The sequence below is a fragment of the Parasphingorhabdus marina DSM 22363 genome, assembly GCF_900128895.1.
Taxonomy (GTDB): Bacteria; Pseudomonadota; Alphaproteobacteria; order Sphingomonadales; family Sphingomonadaceae; genus Parasphingorhabdus; species Parasphingorhabdus marina.
Window position 1 is genome coordinate 253,210 of the sequence record NZ_FSQW01000002.1, and the last position, 14,510, is coordinate 267,719.

At 56.7% G+C, this 14,510-nt stretch carries 15 protein-coding genes; 3 read left to right on the top strand and 12 right to left on the bottom strand.

All coding sequences use genetic code 11. The features are described from left to right. Nucleotides 1–283: 283 nt before the first annotated feature. Nucleotides 284–991, top strand: a complete 708-nt coding sequence (gene ctrA, locus BUQ90_RS10795; RefSeq protein ID WP_074205233.1) for a response regulator transcription factor CtrA — start codon at nucleotides 284–286, stop codon at nucleotides 989–991. 82 nt (nucleotides 992–1,073) lie between these two features. On the opposite strand, the gene BUQ90_RS10800 is transcribed toward ctrA, so the two are convergent. The 5 genes from BUQ90_RS10800 to BUQ90_RS10820 all read right to left on the bottom strand — a co-directional run bounded on the left by BUQ90_RS10800 (nucleotide 1,074) and on the right by BUQ90_RS10820 (nucleotide 5,004). Beyond that, nucleotides 1,074–1,841, bottom strand: a complete 768-nt coding sequence (locus BUQ90_RS10800) for a metallophosphoesterase family protein (RefSeq protein WP_074205234.1) — start codon at nucleotides 1,839–1,841, stop codon at nucleotides 1,074–1,076. A 108-nt stretch (nucleotides 1,842–1,949) separates the two neighbouring features. Next, on the bottom strand, nucleotides 1,950–3,131 hold the full coding sequence (locus BUQ90_RS10805) for a saccharopine dehydrogenase family protein (RefSeq protein ID WP_074205235.1): 1,182 nt from the start codon (nucleotides 3,129–3,131) through the stop codon (nucleotides 1,950–1,952). Between the two features lie 50 nt (nucleotides 3,132–3,181). Continuing rightward, nucleotides 3,182–3,736 (bottom strand): dCTP deaminase, encoded by a 555-nt coding sequence (dcd, locus tag BUQ90_RS10810; protein WP_074205236.1) that lies wholly within the window; start codon nucleotides 3,734–3,736, stop codon nucleotides 3,182–3,184. 41 nt (nucleotides 3,737–3,777) lie between these two features. After that, the gene (locus tag BUQ90_RS10815) at nucleotides 3,778–4,470 is read right to left on the bottom strand and encodes a glycoside hydrolase family 25 protein (RefSeq protein WP_338044530.1); all 693 of its coding nucleotides are present in this window, start codon (nucleotides 4,468–4,470) and stop codon (nucleotides 3,778–3,780) included. A gap of 51 nt (nucleotides 4,471–4,521) precedes the next feature. Continuing rightward, complete coding sequence (locus tag BUQ90_RS10820; protein WP_074206356.1) at nucleotides 4,522–5,004, bottom strand: UPF0262 family protein; 483 nt, start codon at nucleotides 5,002–5,004, stop codon at nucleotides 4,522–4,524. A 153-nt stretch (nucleotides 5,005–5,157) separates the two neighbouring features. Here BUQ90_RS10820 and BUQ90_RS10825 point away from each other — a divergent pair, with 153 nt between their 5' ends. Next, a complete protein-coding gene (locus tag BUQ90_RS10825; protein ID WP_074205237.1) occupies nucleotides 5,158–6,657 on the top strand; it encodes a replicative DNA helicase in 1,500 nt (499 codons plus the stop codon). Here the strand turns inward: BUQ90_RS10825 and BUQ90_RS10830 are convergent, their stop codons facing one another. Next, entirely contained in the window at nucleotides 6,658–7,482 is an 825-nt protein-coding gene (locus tag BUQ90_RS10830; protein ID WP_074206357.1) for a class I SAM-dependent methyltransferase, read from the bottom strand. A 2-nt stretch (nucleotides 7,483–7,484) separates the two neighbouring features. Further along, a complete protein-coding gene (locus tag BUQ90_RS10835; protein WP_074205238.1) occupies nucleotides 7,485–9,890 on the bottom strand; it encodes an HAD family hydrolase in 2,406 nt (801 codons plus the stop codon). Nucleotides 9,891–10,171: 281 nt separating this feature from the next. On the opposite strand from BUQ90_RS10835, the gene BUQ90_RS10840 reads away from it, so the two are divergent. Beyond that, entirely contained in the window at nucleotides 10,172–10,441 is a 270-nt protein-coding gene (locus tag BUQ90_RS10840; protein ID WP_074205239.1) for a hypothetical protein, read from the top strand. A gap of 88 nt (nucleotides 10,442–10,529) precedes the next feature. On the opposite strand, the gene BUQ90_RS10845 is transcribed toward BUQ90_RS10840, so the two are convergent. Genes BUQ90_RS10845 through cobA form a run of 5 tightly spaced genes read right to left on the bottom strand, consistent with a single transcriptional unit; the run spans nucleotide 10,530 to nucleotide 14,453 of the window. Next, nucleotides 10,530–11,315, bottom strand: a complete 786-nt coding sequence (locus BUQ90_RS10845; protein WP_074205240.1) for a phosphoadenylyl-sulfate reductase — start codon at nucleotides 11,313–11,315, stop codon at nucleotides 10,530–10,532. Beyond that, complete coding sequence (locus BUQ90_RS10850; RefSeq protein ID WP_074205241.1) at nucleotides 11,308–11,730, bottom strand: DUF934 domain-containing protein; 423 nt, start codon at nucleotides 11,728–11,730, stop codon at nucleotides 11,308–11,310. The genes BUQ90_RS10845 and BUQ90_RS10850 overlap by 8 nt, the downstream gene beginning before the upstream one ends. Further along, nucleotides 11,723–13,354 (bottom strand): nitrite/sulfite reductase, encoded by a 1,632-nt coding sequence (locus tag BUQ90_RS10855; RefSeq protein WP_074205242.1) that lies wholly within the window; start codon nucleotides 13,352–13,354, stop codon nucleotides 11,723–11,725. Before BUQ90_RS10855 ends, BUQ90_RS10850 begins: the two co-directional genes overlap by 8 nt. A 2-nt stretch (nucleotides 13,355–13,356) precedes the next feature. After that, complete coding sequence (locus tag BUQ90_RS10860) at nucleotides 13,357–13,653, bottom strand: DUF2849 domain-containing protein (RefSeq protein ID WP_074205243.1); 297 nt, start codon at nucleotides 13,651–13,653, stop codon at nucleotides 13,357–13,359. Next, nucleotides 13,650–14,453, bottom strand: a complete 804-nt coding sequence (cobA, locus tag BUQ90_RS10865) for a uroporphyrinogen-III C-methyltransferase (protein WP_074205244.1) — start codon at nucleotides 14,451–14,453, stop codon at nucleotides 13,650–13,652. The genes BUQ90_RS10860 and cobA overlap by 4 nt, the downstream gene beginning before the upstream one ends. Between the last annotated feature and the right edge of the window lie 57 nt (nucleotides 14,454–14,510).

A 14,510-nucleotide genomic window follows, 5' to 3' on the forward strand; every position in this document is an offset into this window, starting at 1 on the left:
ATGTCATGTTCATTGGGATTTCCAGGTGCGAATGAGATCAAAACGCGCATTTCGCATCCGGGAAAGCGGCAAAAGTTAATTTTTTTTGGGTGCCCGGGGAGAGTCCTGAAACGACTCAATTCTGCGGGTTACAGACTCGTCCGATAGCCCGCGACTCGTGCTGACTCCTGCATTAATTCAAAATTAACCTTTTACGTTCATCTATCTTATGGTTAATAAATGATCCGGGGGCTTCGGGACGATACTCGATACCCGAACGAATTTAAGGAAAAGGGGTTACCCGATGCGTGTACTGTTGATTGAGGACGAGCCGACAACCGCAAAGGCGATTGAGCTGATGCTGGCGACCGAGGGCTTTAATGTTTACACTACCGATCTCGGCGAAGAAGGCCTCGATCTGGGCAAGCTCTATGATTACGATATCATCTGTCTGGATCTCAACCTGCCCGACATGCACGGCTATGACGTGCTCAAGAAACTGCGTGTTGCCAAAGTGCAGACGCCAGTTCTCATTCTTTCCGGCATCAGCGAAATGGACAGCAAGGTGCGGTCCTTTGGCTTTGGTGCCGATGATTATGTGACCAAGCCTTTCCACCGGGAAGAGCTGGTTGCCCGGATCCATGCTGTTGTGCGCCGTTCAAAAGGACACAGCCAGTCGGTGATCCGGACCGGCAAGCTTGCTGTGAACCTCGATGCCAAGACTGTTGAAGTCGACGGAAACCGGGTGCATCTGACCGGCAAGGAATATGCGATGCTGGAACTGCTCTCGCTGCGCAAGGGCACGACGCTCACCAAGGAAATGTTCCTCAACCACCTTTATGGCGGAATGGACGAGCCGGAACTCAAGATTATCGACGTATTTATCTGCAAGCTGCGCAAAAAGCTGGCTCTGGCCTGTGGCGGTGAAAACTATATCGAAACCGTCTGGGGCCGTGGTTATGTTCTCCGGGATATCGAAGAGGATAACGGTCCGGAAGCGCAGGTCGCCTAAGGCATTACACTCACTACCCTATCTTCTGGTCTGCGTATCTGATCAGCTTAATCGGCGGGATCCCTTGGGGTTCCGCCGATTTTTATGTGTCTCGCGTGTCCAGATACCAGCGGTCGCGGCCTTCCAGGGCGATCGCCGTCAGGTTTTCCGTATAATAGGCCCCGGTATCTATGCCGATGCGATTGTCGGCTTCCACGACCTCTTCATTGATCGTATGCCCATAGATGATCATTTTTTCGTGCAGTTGACCCGCTGACAGAAAATCTTCCCGTATCCAGTGGAGATCTTTGGGCTTTTGCTCGGCCAGAGGCACATCGGGCCGGATACCGGCGTGGACGAAGGCATAGTCTCCAATGACAATCTGGTCCTCGAAATTGCGGACGAAATCGACGTGGGACTGGGGAATGATCTCGGGCAGGCGTGCGGTCAGAGCTTCGTTGTCGAGCTCCATATACTCTTTCATGCTGATTTCGTAGCTGAGGATCGTCTCCTTGCCGCCGATCCGCGTAAAAAACCGGGTGGCCCGGTCACTGCCTTTCATGCAGGCGAGAAAAACCTCTTCATGATTGCCCATCAGAAACCGGACATTGCCGCGCTCGCTCTGCAGCTGCATCGCCATGTCGACAACCCCGCAGCTGTCCGGACCACGATCAATCAGATCGCCCAGAAATATGATCTCGCTCTGGCCGCCGCGCGCGGTGTCATCTTCGGCTATTTTCTTCAGCAAAATCTGCAGCAGATCCTTGCGGCCATGCACATCGCCAATCGCGTACACGCGCCGACCTTCGGGAATCATCGCTTCCCCCAGAAAAGTCTTCCTGGTCTTTTTGCGGAACAGATTTTTCAGCATGATGCTCTCAAATTTGTATCAGCGAGCTGAAAATCAAGGGGCAGAACGCTGGTCCAGCGTCTGCCCCCTGATTTGTTAGCATTGGCGCATTGCTGATCAGTGATCCAGTCAGCTTTCAACCGTAAAGCTGAGGCCAGCGCTGGCTTCCAGTCGCTTGACCAGCTTCTTGCCCATCAGCGCACCAGGGGTCCAGATTCCGCCACCTTTCTTGTTGCCGTCCTGGGCGAGGCAAAGCGCGGCTTCGGCGATCATTTTTGACGTCGATCCATAGCCCGGGTCCTTGTCACCTTTGACACACAGGCTGGCAGTGTCGCCATCTGCGGTTTCACCAAGAAACAGCACGTCATAAAAGCCGTTTTCTCGCTCTTCCCTGGTCGGTCCTTCACCTGGCTTCGGCCCGCCTTCACCGCCCAGCGGATTGGCTTTGGCCAGCATTTCAGCAGCCTGCTTGCCCATGTCGCCCGGACTTGTGACGACCATCTCGTCATAGCGAAAATCCTCGCCATAAGGAAAATCTGACAGGAAGTTGGTGCGGTGGACGTTCTTGGTGTTGATCGGTGCCATGACAAAGGGGGCAACCCAGCTGTCGATGGTCTTGTCATATTTGGGGATCATCATGTTGGGCTGATCCGGTCCTTCAAATCCCGGGGTCAGACCAAAGCTGCTGGCCAGGACCTTGACCATTGACGGGTTCTTGGCCAGCGCCTTCATCGTTTCCTTCAGGCTCGCTGCGGTGCCGCCGGAAAATGTTCCTTCCATGGCCCGGACACGTCCTTTGACCCGGCTGGCCGGTTTGCCAAAACGCTTCTTCATGTCCTTTTGCAGCATAAGCACACCGAGATCGAAGGGGATTGAGTCAAAACCGCACGACAGGCAGATCTGGGCACCGGATTTCTCCGCGGCATCCTGATGCGCATCGATCATTTCCCGCATCCAGCCGGGTTCGCCGCACAGATCCACATAATGCGTGCCATTGGTGACACAGGCGGCGACCACGTCACTGCCATAGAGCTGATACGGGCCTACTGTGGTCAGCAGCACTTTCGTCCGGCTGGCCATCATGTCGATGGATTCTGCATCGTCGGAATCGGCAACGACCAGGGGCGTTTCTTTCGGTGCACCGATGAGGTCGCGGACTTCCTCCAGCTTTTCGATTGAGCGGCCGGCCATGGCCCATTTCGGCGCATCACCGCCGACGCCATATTGCTGGCTCATATATTCGGCGACAAGGCGGCCCGTATATCCGGTCGAACCATAGATAATGACATCAAATTCGCGTGCGTCGGACATGGTGTTGCTCCCGTTTTTTGATCAGTTGTATTTTGAGACGCGGTTATGGCCTAGAGCTTGGGCAGAGTCACACCTTTTTGCCCCATATATTTGCCTGCCCGGTCGGCATAGCTGGTCTCGCAGGGTTCGTTGCCCTTGAGGAACAGAAACTGGCATGCACCTTCATTGGCATAGATTTTGGCGGGCAGGGGGGTGGTGTTCGAAAATTCCAGCGTGACATGACCTTCCCAGCCGGGTTCAAGCGGCGTGACGTTGACGATGATCCCGCACCGCGCATAGGTGGATTTTCCGAGGCATATCACCAGCACGTCGCGCGGGATCCGGAAATATTCCACGGTGCGGGCGAGGGCAAAGCTGTTGGGCGGAATGATGCAACAGTCGGTCTTGCGATCGACCAGGCTCTGGGCATCGAAATTCTTGGGATCCACCACTGCACTGTCGACATTGGTGAAGATCTTGAACTCGTCGGATACCCGGGCGTCATAGCCGTAGGAAGACAGGCCGTAGCTGATACAGCCATCGCGCTTCTGTCCCTCAACAAAGGGTTCGATCATTCCTGTCGACTGTGCCTGTTCCCGGATCCACTTGTCAGATAAAATGCTCATCTTCGTCTTTCTCTTGTCTTGCTGGGGTCATGCCAGCTTGCTCAGGGTCGCACAACATTCCAGTTGACCGGGCCGTCTATTCCACTGATCCGGCGCATATCCGACGCCCGCCACATGACCCAGGGCTTGGTGGCATAGTCGGGCGGGAAAAAATTGCTCTCCAGCCAGAACGTCCGGTTGATCGCGCTGCTGATCGCATAATCTTCCTCAAACTGTTTCGACAAAATGATCACCGCGGGCTTGCCGCTATGGCTTTCGATCTGGTTGAGAAATGTGTTGAGTTCGCTCAGCACCAGTGACCGACCGGGGCGATCATTGCAGCCATTGTCAAAGGCGAGACGGATCGCCGGGGGCAACATGTTGCTGGCGCGCGGGACGGTGGTTACGAACATTGTCGCCTGGTCAGTGGCAAGCCGGCACAGAGTATATTCATGGACGGCGCCATAGCGAATGCCGGCATCCCGAGCGCCGCGAATATTTTCGCCAAAAGCCGGATCACGAATTTCCGCGCCGTCTGTGGCTCGAATATAGGCAAAATCCACGCCGGTTGCGCCAGCGACGTGCCAGGTGATCTTGCCGTGACTGGCATCGACAGAAATGCCCTGCACCGGATACTGATCTCTCGGCGGCGCCCAGCTGATCGCGATGTTCCGCAAAATCAACCCGACAACAACCAGAGCGAGCAGGATCAGGCCCATGCGCAGCAGCGGTCTTTTCTTGTTTTGATCAGCCACCAGAGGTCCCGAAATTCCCAAATATCTGCGACATTGAACGAAGAGAATCGTTCAGTTCTTGATATGCAATACACATATCAAAGTGAAGAGGCGACGGGCGGTCTTGAAATCCACTTCAATCTTGCCGTCCAGCCGTTCGGTGAGCAGTTCGGCGCCATGGTCATGGACACCACGCCGGGCCATGTCGATCGTCTCGATCTCCTGTGCCGACGCTTTGCGAATGGCCTGGTAATAGCTGTCGCAAATGGCGAAATAATCGCGGATCGGACGGCGAAAGCGACCGAGCGCGAGGATGAGCGTTTCCAGTGGCTGGTCGTCTTCTCGCGCAATCGATATCACCAGGCGGCCTTCCTGGACACTGAGATGCAATTTGTAGGGACCGGCATAACCATCGGAATGTTCGCGCAACGGTTTGAAATGATTTTCCTCGATCAGATCGAAAATCGCAATGCGTCGCTCCTGCTCGATATCGGCATTCCGCCAGATAATCGTCGCCTCGTCGAGTTCAACATGGATGATGCGCGGATCAGACATGATCGCCCTGTTGCCGCAGGACAGTCTTCCGGACAAGAGTTTTTGCAGTGCAGCAGAAATATTGGATGCTTATCCACAGGACTGTCCCCGCTTGATTTGTAAAAATCCCGGAACCCCCTTGCCGGGAATCGCTGGAAGGTGAATGGTGGGTCTATGGCTGAACTGATGCGTTTCGATAATGATGAAGAGGGGACCCAGCGCCTGCCGCGCAATGTCGAGGCAGAGGCGACCTTTCTGGGTGCCTTGCTGATCGACAATCGCGTCGCCGAGGATGTCCAGATCAAATTGCGGCCCGAGCATTTCTATGAGCCGCTGCACGGGCGCATCTACGAGCAGGCGCTGAAACTGCTCGATCGCAACATGGTGGTGACGCCGGTAACTCTGAAACCCTATTTCGAGCATGACGAGGTCATGAAGGAACTGGGCGGGCCATCCTATCTGGCAAAGCTCACCGGCGACGGCGCCGGGCTGATCGGTGCCCGCGATTTTGCGGACCAGATTTACGATTTGGCGCTGCTTCGGGAACTGGTGAGTGTGGGCCGGACGCTGGTCGACAGTGCACTGGACACCAGTGAGGCGGTGGATCCCAAAACCCAGATCGAAGAAGCGGAAACGGCCCTCTACCGGGTTTCCGAAGGCGAAGCACAGGAAGGCGGCGTCAAGAGCTTCCTCGCCGCCTCTACCGAAGCGCTCAACAATGTCGAACGCGCATTTAACAGCGGTGGCAAGGTGTCGGGTATCACGACGGGTCTCACCGACCTGAACGCCAAGATGGGTGGTCTCCACAAATCAGATCTCCTCATTCTTGCGGGGCGTCCGGGCATGGGGAAAACCTCGCTCGCCACAAATGTTGCGTTCAACGCCGCCAACCGCTTTCGTCAGGACATGCAGGACGGTATCGCACCGGAAGACTCTCTGGGCGCCCGCACAGCCTTTTTCAGCCTCGAAATGTCGGCCGACCAGCTGGCGACCAGAATCCTCTCTGAACAGGCCGAGATCAGCTCGGAAAAGCTCCGCATGGGGAGCATCAGCCGCGACCAGATGCACCGGCTCGCACTGGCCTCGCGCGAGTTGCAGGACCTGCCCCTCTACATTGACGACACGCCCGGTCTGACCATCGCGGCGCTCCGGACACGGGCGCGGCGCCTGCAACGGCGCAGCGGCATCAACCTGATAGTGGTCGACTATCTGCAGCTGCTGCAGGGTTCTGGCCGCGCCCAGGACAACCGGGTAAACGAGATCTCGGAAATCAGTCGCGGGCTGAAGACGCTGGCGAAAGAGCTCAATTGCCCGGTCCTGGCGCTGTCCCAGCTTAGCCGTGCCGTGGAAAGCCGGGAAGACAAGCGCCCGCAGCTGTCCGATCTCAGGGAATCGGGTTCGATCGAGCAAGATGCCGATATCGTGATGTTCATCTACCGGGACGAATATTATCATCTCGCGGTCAAGCCTGATGATCCGGACGAGCATTCGACCGAAGAACAGAAAGCCAAATATCTCGCCTGGGAAACCGATCATCAGAGCAAGGTCGGCAAGGCGACGGTGATCGTCGCCAAAAACCGTCAGGGTTCCACCGGGAATATTGCCCTCAGTTTCCAGAGCGAATTCACCAAATTCGGTGATCTCGCCTATAGCGACGCGCCGGAAGATTATTGATCAGTCGGGCCGGCGGATATGGCCATCCTGCCAGTCGAGTACCGTCAGGAAATTGGCAAGCCGGTTTTCCTCCAGTTTTGCGATCAGGCTGTTCTGGTGGAACGGCACCAGCAGATCGCTGACCGGTCCGACCCAGGGGGCGCTGGTATCAAACAGGATGCCAAGACCGAATACCGCCGGAATCTCGGCATAGGATAAAGCCCGTTCACCACTCTCGGTTTCGGCAATGAAGTCCAGCACGGCCTTTTTCACACCATTGCGTTCGCCGCCTTCGTGCATCGCCATGCCGAACTGGCCCATGCCGCGGAAGCCCTGACCGGGCAGCAATCCCGGATTTCCCGGTTTGGCGCCGCCGTCCATGCTGTAATTGTGCCGGAATTCGGGGGGTATGGAGTCCGGGGCATAATAGGAGTCCCGGAATGCGGAAGGCCAGCAGACATCATGCAGGATAGCGAGCAGGGGCTTGCCATCCCGCTGACAGGCGGCGTCAATCGATTTCAGCTCGTTGTAGACGGTGAACCAGTTATGATCTCCGTCGACCAGCCAGGCATCGATATCCGAGAGATCTTCAAACGCCTCCAGACTGGGTTTCGCGATGTGGCTGACCTGATCCTGCCCGTCGACCCAATCCAGAAATTCCGGCTTGGGCATCGGATCAATGCTGTACAGATGGCCCTCCATCTGCTCCGTGTAATCGGCGAGGATGCTTGACATTCCGCCATATTCCGCACCGATTTCCGCAATGCGGGATGCCTCGGCATGGTGCAGCGTCTGAACGACGATGGGTGCAAATTCGGACATGCTGTGAATGAGAAGATTGGCCATGTTCATGCAACCTCTTTGAGAGTGGCAGCGCTTGTTTCGCGCAGGATTGTGGGACGGAACACCAGGCTGAGCATCATCTGCCCGCCGGTGCTGATGCTGGATGGCGGGATCATGATGAAGGCATCGGGAGCCGTGCAAGCCAGCAATCCGGGGGCTTTCTCGACGACGGATTCGAACACCGGATAAGCGGGGATGGTATCGTCATCCAGCTTCTTGGCCGAGAAATTATCCACCTCGTGAAAGCTGACATCATCGATCTGCAGCCAGTCGCAGACCTGACCGATCATTACGGCGATATTATAGCTGCCCATGCCTGCGGGAATCAGCGCCTGATAATAGCCGTCGCTGGTGGGGTGGGCTTCGATATCCACTTGCACATGTTCCTTGTCGTCGGCCAGTACCACCGGAAGCGTGAGCGCTTCGGCCTGGAAATCTTTCTGGCGCAGGTCCAGCGCGAACCGGTTACTGGCGAAATTGGGGAGCAGCGCCTGCATGCCTTGCTGTTGCAGCTCGCCGGGCAGATAGATCCGCGTGGTGTTCTTGGTATAGAACAGTCCACGTCGCCTTATGCCTTTTGCGGCGGCTTGCGGGTCCACCAGCCGGACCATGTCCCTGGTACCCAGATTGACGTCATGATGGAAACTTTCGAAAATCCCGACTTCGCGGCGCACGGGCAGGAATAGCAGGCGTGTCAGGGAAGCAGCGGCCATCCTGCGAGCGCAATCGCCGTTCCATGACCGGGGTACTGTTTCCCAGCCACATTCCGGATCATCCATATAGGAGAGACATGCGGCCTGTGCCTGCTCGCGGGCGTCGCTCTGGCGACCCTTGATATCGGCACTGTCACGGCGCGGAGTGCCGTCGTCCTCATATCCCAGAACCGAACCCTGGGCCTGGGTCGACAGCTGCTCGAGCACGGCAATGGACTCGCACATGGCGTTGAGGGCGCTGTTGTCATAGTGGCGGTGGTCGATCAGCCCTTTCTTGTCGAGACCGGTGATCATCAGTTCCCGGAGCAACAGATATCGTCCCGCAATGGTCAGGTTCATGGCCTCATTAAGAACCGGCTCGACGACATTTTGCGCCGACCCGTTATAGCCCAGGTCCACGAACATTATCGTATCACCGTTCTCCACACCTGCCTGGCGCATATGAGCGCAGAGCCGACCAGCAAATTTCTTCGACCGGGCCGTGATCTTTTTCACGTTCTTGGTCTTCAGCACCTCACGTACAAAATCTTCCGGCTTTCTGATTTTCGCCAGCGTCCGGATTTCATTGTCGAAAAACAGCAGTTGCCGGCAATAGGCGGCCTGCCGCTGTTGGGAATAGGCGTCATCCTTGTTGCCGGTGGCTTCCGACATCAGATAGGACTTGATCGCCGCCTTGCTGGAGAAACTGGCGGCATTGGCCGTGAAGCGGCTGATTTCCACCATCGATACATCTTCGGCACGGTCGGGAAAAGCTTTCAGAAAAGCCTGGGCCGGAAGAAAACCGTCGCGCAGCATGAACAGCAATTTGGGTTTCTTTCCCGAGCTTTCTTCCAGAGCATCCGCTTCATCGGCAACCCATTGCGAGAAGCCCTGGAAGACCGGGCCGAGGACATCATGGCCGAACTGGAAAACGGTGTCGTCATTGTTCCGCAGCGAAATAGCGGCGCGGTGCGGCTGAAACACCGGACTGTCCCGACGGGAATCTGATTCCAGGAGGGTTGAGGCATTGGCCTCCAGGCGCAGCCGTTCTTCGGCTTCCTCGTCAAATTGCCGGAAATGGATGCCGCGGACACCCAGTTTCTCTGGCGCTTCCTGGTCGGCCTTTTTGTTGTCGCCGAGATGCAGGATCTTGTGTGGTGACACGCCAAGTTCCGCCAGCACATGCTTGAACAGACCGGCGGACTTGCTCGCGCCATATTCACAGGAACAGAAAATCTGGTCGATCATGTCGAGAATCTCATTCCCCGCCGCATCGGAAATCAGCTGCCGAAGCAAGGGCTCAGGCAGGTAGGTGTCGGAGACGATGATGACCTTCATCCCCCGCTTTTTGGCATCACGAATCAGATCGCAAACTGGGCTGAAAGCAAAGCAGTGACGCGCTTCTGCCTGCAGTTCCTTTGCTATACATTCGCTGACCACGGTTTCATCGGCATCACGGAACATGTTGGAGTAGATGTCTTTGATCGTGACTTCGCTGCTGTCAGAATTGAGGATCAGGGCCTTGCGTGCCCGGTTTTCGGCCCGGACCCGCATTTCCATATTGGCGCCGGGAATGTCGAGATCATGGAAGATATCAACGGGCATGTTGACATTCCGCCAGATCAGCGTGTCGAAACAGTCAAGCGAAAGGATGTCAGGCGCTTCGGCCTGTTGCTCGACAAGGGTGGGGATTTCGCTGGCAACAACCGCGTTTGTCATGCTGTTTCAATTCCTTTTCATCACTCTGGCGCGCGCCAGCATTCAGAAGGAAATAAGCAAGCATCGTGCCAAACAGAGGCGAGGGGATCGAGGGAGTGATTCGACCGACTTTTGATTTGTCCGAATTCTCCCCGGCAAGGCAGAATGCCCGTGAAAAACGACGAAATTCCGGGCTTTTTCTCTTGAACGTGCTCTTAGTCCACCTGATCGCTTCGTTCTGGATAAACCCGGTCCAGCCCCCATTTTCAGTGGCGGCAGGGGATAAATATGGAGTATAGTTGATGAGAAAATTCCCCATAATTACAGCAGCAATTGCGGCTTCGGGATTGATGGCCGTTCCGGCTTTGGCACAGGATACGCCCCCGCCTGACAGCACGGAATCTGCTCCGGAATCAGCACCGCCGCCGCCCACGATCGATTCTGATGGCGATGGCACAATGGATGCCTGGGACCAGCGTGGAGACGGTAAGGCCGACAGCTGGGATACCGATGGTGACGGAGCCCCGGATACATTTGATCAGGACGGAGATGGTCAGCCTGACCCCAAATAGGTCAGAAACCCTCTGTCCAAACCCAGCCCCCTGTGGTGTGCGGTCGATCCCTTGCGGGGTCGGCCGCCATCTTTTTGATCAGGAAGAACTAGAAGATCGGATCATTGGCACCGTCATCATCGTCGGGGCCAGGCAGAGGCGTGACATCTTCATGAATGCCACATTCGGTCTTGTCCCAACCGCGCCAGCGCCCTGCGCGTGGATCTTCGCCGGGCAGGACCTTGGATGTGCAGGGCGCACAGCCCACGGAAAGATAGCCCTGTTCTTCCAGCGGATGCCGGGGCAGGTCATGTTCCTCGAAATAGGCTTCCAGGTCATCCTTGACCCAGTCGCCAAGCGGATTGATTTTCAGCCGGCCGTCTTCAACTTCAAAACGCGGCAGGTTCTGACGGGTTGATGACTGGAAGGCCTTGCGACCGGAGATCCAGCTGTTCAGGTCCTTTTTCGCGCGGGCCAGCGGTTCCACCTTGCGGATTTCACAGCACCCGTCCGGGTCAAAGGACCAGCGCAGCTCGTTGGCATCCTTTTCCGCCAGTGTATCGGCATTCGGCTGCACGACACGCGTATTTTCAAATCCCAGCAGTTTGATCAGCGTTTCCCGGTATTCCAGTGTTTCCGGGAACATGCGCAATGTATCGACAAAAGTTACCGGGATGGATGGATCGGCCAGTGCCACGAGGTGCAGCAAAACTGCGCTTTCGGTGCCAAACGACGACACCACGGCAACATTGCCCAGACTGTCTTCCCGGAAAAGGGTCTTGAGCATCTCCAGAGTTGGTACGCCCTCGAACCGCGCGTTGAGTGCATCCGCATCCGCCTGGGTAAAGGCGGGGCGGGCATCGATGATGTCGATCTTGCGCAAGGGTTCACCCATGACGGTGCCTCCAGATCGGTGTGCGCTGATCCGATGTGCCCTGGTAGACATGCTCATATCGGGCGAGCGCTTCTTCCATGACTTTCGGATCGATCGGCGCGTCCGGAATAAAGGAATCAAAGCCGCATCGGCGCATATAGGCGAGTTGATCAACCAGCACGTCGCCGCTGGCACGCAGCTCGCCTTCATAACCGGCTTCGCGCAGAATTTGCGCCGCCGAATAACCGCGGCCATCGCCGAAAACCGGGAAATCTATCTCGACCAGTGAAATTCGATCGAGCAGCGGTAACAACAGCCGTGCGTCCTCGCCTGCCTCGATACGAACGGCGGTAGCATTGGACTGATCCAGAAAAGCATCCAGCGATACTGCTGGCTCTTCGTGAATGTCATCACGGAACCGGATTGCCTCAACCATAGATCGCCTCCTTGAACCGGGCCATGCCGACACGGCGGTAGGTATCGATGAAACGTTCATCGCCTTCCCGTTCCTCGAGATAAACATCGGTGACGGTTTCGATCGCGTCGATGACTCCGTCTTCGTCAAATCCCGGGCCAGTGATTTTCGCGAGGCTGGTATCCTCGGCTGCGGAACCGCCGAGCAGCAGCTGGTAATTTTCCGTGCCTTTGCGGTCGACGCCAAGGATCCCGATATGACCGGCATGATGATGCCCGCAGGCGTTAATGCAGCCGGAAATCTTGAGCTTGAGCTCACCCAGCTCCCGTTGCCTGCCAAGATCGGCGAAGCGCTCGCTGATTTTCTGTGCCAGCGGGATCGACCGCGCGTTGGCAAGGCTGCAATAATCCAGACCGGGGCAGGCGATACTGTCGGTGATCAGATCCAGATTGGCGGGTGCCAGTCCGGCTTCATCCAGTTTCTGCCAAACCGCGTAGAGGTCGCTCTTCCTGACATGTGGCAGGACGATATTCTGGCTGTGCGTTACCCGGAGTTCGTCGAAACTATATTGTTCGGCCAGATCCGCCATCAGATCAATCTGCGCGGAAGAGGCGTCCCCGGGAATACCGCCTTTGGGTTTCAGGCTGATGGTTGCGATGGCATAGCCGGGCTGTTTGTGCGCAACAACATTCTGGTCGACCCACAGTTTGAAATCGGGATCTGACAGATCCAGTTCGTCCGGTGCATTGCCTTCAAAAGCCGGATCGGCAAAATATTCGGTGATCCGCGCCAGTTCCTCAACCGGGGGGTTCAGGCCCAGAGTCTTCATGTGAGCGAATTCTTCCTCGACCTGACGGGTATATTCTTCAGCGCCCAGCTCGTGGACGAGAATCTTGATCCGCGCCTTGTACTTGTTGTCGCGGCGGCCATAGCGGTTGTAGACCCGAAGGCAGGCCTCGGCATAACTGATCAGCTCGTCGGCGGGAACAAAGTCGCGAATTTCGGGGGCAATCATCGGGGTCCGGCCCATGCCACCGCCGACAAAAAATTTCGCGCCGAGCTCGCCGTCCTTGCGGACCAGCTGGATACCGATATCGTGCAGCCGCATCGCTGCCCGGTCTTCCTCGCTGGCAATCACCGCAATCTTGAACTTGCGGGGCAGATAGGAAAATTCGGGGTGAAAGCTGGACCATTGCCGCAGGATTTCGGCCCAGGGGCGGGGATCGGCAATTTCATCCCTGGCTGCGCCGGCATATTGGTCGGAGGAAATGTTCCGGATGCAGTTTCCGCTGGTCTGGATCGCATGCATCTCAACGCTCGCCAGATCAGCCAGAAGATCGGGGGCTTCTTCGAGCTTGATCCAGTTATACTGGATATTCTGGCGAGTGGTGAAATGCCCATAGTCCCGGTCATATTTGCGGGCGATATGGCCCAGCATCCGCATCTGCTTGCTGTTCAACGTGCCATAGGGGATGGCGACACGCAGCATGTAGGCGTGGAGCTGGAGGTACAAGCCGTTCATCAAACGCAGCGGCTTGAACTGGTCTTCGGTCAGGTCGCCGGCAAGACGCCGCTTTACCTGGTCACGAAATTCTTCAACGCGGGTATCGACCATCTGCTGGTCATATTGGTCATATTGGTACATTTTCAGATCACCCAGTTTCCGGCTTCGGGATCCGCCGGTTTCAATGTGAGGTCAGGCCGGACGGTCGGGCCGAGCGCCCGGACGCGATCCTTGATATGTGCGGGCCGCGGACCATCATCGGTCTGCTCGGCATCGATGATATAGGGCGCGTTCACCCGGCGTGTTGCTTCCTCTTCATGGAGGATGCGCTCGCCATGCTCACCGACGTCCACGGCATTCTCAACATGGCGCGACCAGTCGCTGCCCGTCCACCAGATGACATCTCCGGTTTTCAGATCATTTCCGGTCAAGATTTTCATGCAATCACTCCTGCCAGCTGGGCATATTCCTGAAATTTGTTTTCCGCATCGCCATAGCGGGCCACTTCGCCAACCACGAGAAGCGCCGGACTTCTGACCTTTTCCCGGTGAACGAGATCACCCAGGTCGGTCAGCAGCGTTTTCAGCACCCTGAAATTTTCCCGCGTGCCGTTTTCCAAAACGGCCACCGGCAGATCCGGTGCTGCGCCATCGGCAATGAGCTTTTCAACGATGGCCTCGGTATTTGCGACGCCCATGTAGATTACCAGCGTGCGACCAACTCCAGCGAGCCCGGACCAGTTCTGGTCCGACAGGCCCTTGCACTGACCGGCAACGAAGGACACCGCGCTGGATGCATCGCGATGGGTGAGAGGCATGCGTGCCTGCGCGGCGCATCCCAGGGCGGCGCTGATGCCGGGAACGACCTGTACTTCCACTCCGGCTTTGGCACAGTCATCGGCTTCTTCACCGCCACGTCCGAAAATGAACGGATCGCCGCCCTTCAGGCGTACAACCTTGTGCCCCTTTCGGGCCTCGGCAACGAGCAGCGCATTGATGTCGGGTTGCGCGACACTGTGCAATGAACGTTTCTTTGCGACCGAAATCCGTGGCGTGCTTTCCGGGGCAAGTGCGAGAATTTCCGGGCTCACCAGTCCATCATGCACGATCACGTGAGCTTCAGCCAGCAATCGCGCTGCCTTGAGGGTCAGCAGCTCGGGGTCTCCCGGTCCGGCACCAACGAGGTAAACGATACCTTCTGATCCGTCTGTCGTTTGTTTAGATTGAGATGGTTTTTTCATGCCACCGATATGACCGACGGCAGGAAACAGTACAAAGCAGAAGTTTTTGCAGCGCGC

Bases quoted from the DNA above. Each gene is read 5' to 3' on its own strand.
- BUQ90_RS10800 (WP_074205234.1), bottom strand. From the start codon at position 1,841: ATGCTGAAAAATCTGTTCCGCAAAAAGACCAGGAAGACTTTTCTGGGG.
- BUQ90_RS10805 (WP_074205235.1), bottom strand. From the start codon at position 3,131: ATGTCCGACGCACGCGAATTTGATGTCATTATCTATGGTTCGACCGGA.
- BUQ90_RS10820 (WP_074206356.1), bottom strand. From the start codon at position 5,004: ATGTCTGATCCGCGCATCATCCATGTTGAACTCGACGAGGCGACGATT.
- cobA (WP_074205244.1), bottom strand. From the start codon at position 14,453: ATGAAAAAACCATCTCAATCTAAACAAACGACAGACGGATCAGAAGGT.
- BUQ90_RS10850 (WP_074205241.1), bottom strand. From the start codon at position 11,730: ATGGTTGAGGCAATCCGGTTCCGTGATGACATTCACGAAGAGCCAGCA.
- BUQ90_RS10825 (WP_074205237.1), top strand. From the start codon at position 5,158: ATGGCTGAACTGATGCGTTTCGATAATGATGAAGAGGGGACCCAGCGC.
- BUQ90_RS10855 (WP_074205242.1), bottom strand. From the start codon at position 13,354: ATGTACCAATATGACCAATATGACCAGCAGATGGTCGATACCCGCGTT.
- BUQ90_RS10835 (WP_074205238.1), bottom strand. From the start codon at position 9,890: ATGACAAACGCGGTTGTTGCCAGCGAAATCCCCACCCTTGTCGAGCAA.
- BUQ90_RS10840 (WP_074205239.1), top strand. From the start codon at position 10,172: ATGAGAAAATTCCCCATAATTACAGCAGCAATTGCGGCTTCGGGATTG.
- ctrA (WP_074205233.1), top strand. From the start codon at position 284: ATGCGTGTACTGTTGATTGAGGACGAGCCGACAACCGCAAAGGCGATT.
- BUQ90_RS10860 (WP_074205243.1), bottom strand. From the start codon at position 13,653: ATGAAAATCTTGACCGGAAATGATCTGAAAACCGGAGATGTCATCTGG.
- BUQ90_RS10830 (WP_074206357.1), bottom strand. From the start codon at position 7,482: ATGGCCAATCTTCTCATTCACAGCATGTCCGAATTTGCACCCATCGTC.
- BUQ90_RS10845 (WP_074205240.1), bottom strand. From the start codon at position 11,315: ATGGGTGAACCCTTGCGCAAGATCGACATCATCGATGCCCGCCCCGCC.
- dcd (WP_074205236.1), bottom strand. From the start codon at position 3,736: ATGAGCATTTTATCTGACAAGTGGATCCGGGAACAGGCACAGTCGACA.